This window comes from Bradyrhizobium sp. (assembly GCF_049519115.1).
Taxonomy (GTDB): Bacteria; Pseudomonadota; Alphaproteobacteria; order Rhizobiales; family Xanthobacteraceae; genus Bradyrhizobium.
Window position 1 is genome coordinate 1 of sequence record NZ_JBEKRB010000149.1, and the last position, 4,475, is coordinate 4,475.

The 4,475-nt window shown below is 60.0% G+C and carries 3 protein-coding genes; 1 reads left to right on the forward strand and 2 read right to left on the reverse strand.

Features of this window, described 5'->3' with window-relative positions; translation table 11 throughout:
- Positions 1-1,277 (reverse strand): GMC family oxidoreductase (locus ABSE61_RS36150; protein ID WP_423875946.1); only part of this gene is annotated, 1,277 nt, incomplete at its 3' end.
- Between the two features lie 12 nt (positions 1,278-1,289).
- Complete coding sequence (locus tag ABSE61_RS36155) at positions 1,290-2,015, reverse strand: gluconate 2-dehydrogenase subunit 3 family protein (protein ID WP_423875947.1); 726 nt, start codon at positions 2,013-2,015, stop codon at positions 1,290-1,292.
- 736 nt (positions 2,016-2,751) lie between these two features.
- Between ABSE61_RS36155 and ABSE61_RS36160 the strand changes: the two genes are divergently transcribed.
- Positions 2,752-4,359, forward strand: a complete 1,608-nt coding sequence (locus tag ABSE61_RS36160) for a porin (RefSeq protein ID WP_423875948.1) — start codon at positions 2,752-2,754, stop codon at positions 4,357-4,359.
- Positions 4,360-4,475: the final 116 nt, after the last annotated feature.

Consider the following 4,475-nt stretch of genomic DNA (forward strand, 5'->3'; position numbering starts at 1 on the left):
GCCCGCTTCCATTCGCTGCCCCATTGCGGCGTGCCTGACGGCACCGGGCGGTAGCCGATCGGCAGCGGGGTGTTGAAGCCGCCGGCCACGACATATCCGCCGACAAACTCGTGAGGGGTGCGATCGAACGCCCAGTTGGCGTTGAAGTCGTCGATCGTGTCGTTGGAGCCGCCGGCATTCATGAACGGGTTGAAATATTTTCCTTCGAAGAACAGCGTCGCGCTGGCGCCGGTCTGGTAGCAATAGTTCTTGCCGATAACGCCCTTTTGCGGGACCGGGTCGTAAGGCGTGCCGATGCCCGACAACAGCATCAGATGCACGTTGTTGATGGCATAGGCGCACAAGAGCACGATCGAAGCCGGCTGTTCGAACTCCTCGCCGTCGAGGATGTTGGTGTAAGTGACGCCGGTCACACGCTTGCCGTCGGAATCCTTGAGCACTTTGGTGACCCAGGAATTGGTTCGCAGTTCGAAATTCGGTCGCGCCATCGCGATCGGGATCACCGTCATATGCGGGCTGCCCTTGGCGTTGGCCTCGCAGCCGAAGCGCTGGCAATAGCCGCAATATTGGCAGGCGCCGAATTTCGAGCCGTCCGGATTGGTGTAGGACTGCGAGGCATTGGCCGATGGCCGCGGGAAGGGATGATAGCCGGCCTTGCGCGCGGCGTCGGAGAACATCTCGCTTGCCAGAATGGGCGTCAACGGCGGCAACGGATATTCGCGGGCGCGCGGCGCTTCAAACGGGTTGCCTCCCTCCTGGATCTTGCCGCCGAGATTGCCGGCCTTGCCGGAAATGGCGGCGGTGTATTCGAACTTGTCGTAATAAGGCTCGAGCTCGGCATAAGTGATTCCCCAATCTTGGATGGTCATGTCCTCAGGAATGAACTTCTTGCCGTATCGCTCCTCGTAATTGGAGCGGACCTTGAATTCCATGTCGGTCCAGCGCCAGGTGTGGCCGCTCCAGTGTACGGCAGAGCCACCGACGACCTCGCCCGGCAGGAAAGAGCCGAGCCGGCGCATCGGCAGCGCATCCTGCTGCGGGTTGTTGCGTACGGTGATGGTGTCGCGCGCGGTGTTCTGCATCAGGTCGTGGCGCACCACATAACGCAGCTCGTCGCGGATATTGGGCAGGGCGTAGTCGTTTTCGCTGGTGCGCATGCCGCCGCGTTCGAGTGCGACGACCTTCAGGCCCGCCTCGGTCAGTTCCTTGGCCAGAATGCCGCCGGTCCAGCCGAGGCCTACGATGACGACGTCGACTTCCTTGAGCTTCGTGGTCATTTTCGTGCCCCCTTAGCTCATGTCCGCGATGCCGACGGGTTTGTTAGGGAACGGCTTGCCGCGATATTGCGCCACGTGATCGCGATGCACCGCGATGACGCCGGGAAAGCCGATGATGGCCCATCCGGCCTTGTTGCGATTGCCGCCATAGATCGGGTCGGAATACATGCCCTCGACCACGGTCTGATAAAGCGTGGTCCAGAACACCCGTACCGGCAGGCCGCTATCGAAGGTGATCTTGCCGGTGGAGAGGCCTGTCAGGACCTCCTGCCGCTGGTCTGGCGCGATCCGGTCGAACGTATTGCCGTAAGCCTTGCGGCAATGCGCGTTGGTGGCCGCGATGCCGGCGCGATAGAGCTGTGCCGGCGTCAGCGGCAGCTGGTAACCTTGGCTCGGGGCGCCGAGTTTCCACGGCCCCTGCATATAGAGACGGTCACCCTTGCCCCAGCCGCCCGCCAGGGCCCGATCGATATAGATATTGACGCCGAGATCCGTGCCTTTCGGACTGATTTCGTCCGCCGGGACCATGTGATCGACCAGGGCCTCGACGAAGGCGGCTTCGTCGAGGTTGAGGAACGTGTAGCCGCTGGGTTCGGTGGGGGCAGGGGGCGCTTGCGCCGGTTGTTGGGCTTGCGCGGCCTCCGGTGTTGCGATGGCCGCCGTGGCGCTGGCCGCGGCCGCGCCGCTCACGACGGCGGTTTTCAGAAAATCGCGCCGGTCGAACCCCTGCTTTTTCATGATCGTTTCCCCTCGCGGCCGGAATCTTGTGTCCGGCGTCTTTGTTGGGGCGAGCATGCTGCTTTTGACTTGGCCCGGCAAGGCGGGATTTGGCTCGTTGCTCCGTCGCCGGCTCATGGCTGATCGTCTTTTTATAAAGCCCCGGCTTCCTGCCCGAGCTTAAGCGGCGGAGCCGTTCACATCGCAAGAGCCGCCGCGGCGAAGGCGCGCGTGATGTCCGGTCGACCATCGCCGACTTTGCGAGGACTCCCAATATCGAAGGCAATCGTCGCGCTGAGTCACTTGTGCGGATTTGAGTCGACGAAAAATCAGCGTGGTGGAGTCGATGTGCGAAAATTTTCCCTCACGCGCGCGCGTTAAATTCATCCAATCGATTCATCAAGAATAATTCAGAAGCGCGAGACAACCTCTTCGAGTAAACGGCTGCGGTGAAGCCGCCGCCACCCGATACGTCGAGGAACCTTCATAAAAGTTTTTTTAGTGAAGCCGCACGGCGGCTGCGGTTTTCTCAAAGGATTTTTAGAACGTAAAAAGATTTTGAGAATATAAATCAGGCTTTATATTATAAAAATCATATTATGGATTTTTGTCGGCTTGCGAATTCGTTGTTGCGTTCAGGTGACAACATTTCTCGAAGAGGTGATGCAGGATCGTTCACGTAAGGAGTCCTCATTCGAGGCTCCGTGCCTTTGTCCGCAGCGCATGGTTGTTGCCGCGGCTATTTTGGGGGACTTACGTGAAAAAGACTTTCATCTCAGCAGCAGCCATCCTGGCTTTCGCAGCAGCGACGGCTCATGCCGATGAGCTGTCGGATATCCAGGCTCAGGCCAAACAATTGCGTGAACAGATGACTAAGCGCATCGCCGATCTTGAAAAGCGGCAGAAGGCGCTTGAAGCGCAGAAATCAGCCGTGCCGACCATCAGTCCGGTGGACGCGATGGCCGCGGACCTGCCCTACAAGGCAGTGGTCAAGGCCAAGCCGCCGGAGAACGACGACATCTGCATCAAGGGCGTTTGCGTCTACGGCAACTTCGATATGGGCGCGACCTATATCCAGCACAGCGCGCCTTTCGCCGCCGTCGCAGGCGGTCCGCTCGATACGCTGGTGTCGAAGAACGGCGCCGCCGGATCCTATTTCGGCGTCGGTGCCAACCAGATGAGCACTTCGTTCATCGGTTTGCGCGGCAAGCAGGAGATCGCCGATAACCTCTATGCCGTGTTCAACTTGCAGACCCTGTTCAATCCGGCCTCCGGCATGAATGCCAGCGGTACCGGGTCCATCGTGGCGAACAACGGCATCTCCACGAACTTCGCGGCGCAGAACTCCTTCGGCGACTCCTCGAAGGGTGGCCAGATGTTCAACAACGCCGCTTACTTCGGTATCAGTTCGCCGACCTACGGCACCTTCACCATGGGCCGTCAGTCAGCTCTGACCTCTGACCTCATCGTGAACTACGATCCGCTCTCCGGTTCGAACTCCTGGTCGGTCATCACCTATCAAGGCGCGAACGGCGGCGGCGGCGACACCGAAAACCGCATCCTCGATAACTCGTATGAGTATCGCGTGAGTGTCGGCCCGGTTCGCCTGGCCGGCGAAATCCAGGCCAAGAACGGTGGCAATAGCGGCACCGGCAACGCCTTCGAAGGCAACGTCGGCGTCGACTATATGGGCTTCTCGATCGACTTCGTGGGCGGCAAGGTCTTCGACGCCATCTCCGCTGCTCCATTGTCTGCAGCCCAGCTTGCGACTGCCGTCACGACTGTCAGCAGCGGCTACGGCCTGCTGGCGGCTACGGTCTCCGACAACACGGTCTTCAGTGTCGGTGCCCGCTATACGCTTGGGCCTTGGAAGTTCTGGGGCGGTTATGAGCACATCGACTACGCCAACCCGAACAATCCGCTGAACCCCGGCGCCTTCCTGCAGGGCGGCATGATCGGTGCTGTACTCAACAACACCAACTTCACCACCGACAAAGTTCTGCAGACGGCATGGGTCGGTGTTCGTTATTCGATCACTCCGGCCCTCGACATCACCGGCGCCTACTATCACGAGTGGCAGAACAGCTTCGTGATCGGTAACGGCACCAACCCCACGGGAACCTGCAACACGGCGGCGGTCTCTGCAGGTTGCTCCGGCACGCTGGATGCGGTCTCGCTGGTGCTCGACTGGCGCTTTGCCAAGCATGTCGACGCATATGCCGGCGTGATGTGGTCGCAGGTGTCGGGCGGTCTTGCGAACGGCTTTGTCGGTACCACAGTCAACGCCCAGGGGCTTGCCTTGGCCAATCCCGGCAACAAGTCGTCTAACTACGATCCCGGCGTTGGTCTGCGCTACCAATTCTGATGACGGTGTAACGACAACGGGCAGAGACATCTGAGAGCCACGTCGGCGGTGCGGTTCGCGATGTCTCTGTCTCCAACGGACGTGATGCTCGTGTGAGTGAAACAAATGTGACGATC

Bases quoted from the DNA above. Each gene is read 5' to 3' on its own strand.
- ABSE61_RS36155 (WP_423875947.1), bottom strand. From the start codon at position 2,015: ATGAAAAAGCAGGGGTTCGACCGGCGCGATTTTCTGAAAACCGCCGTC.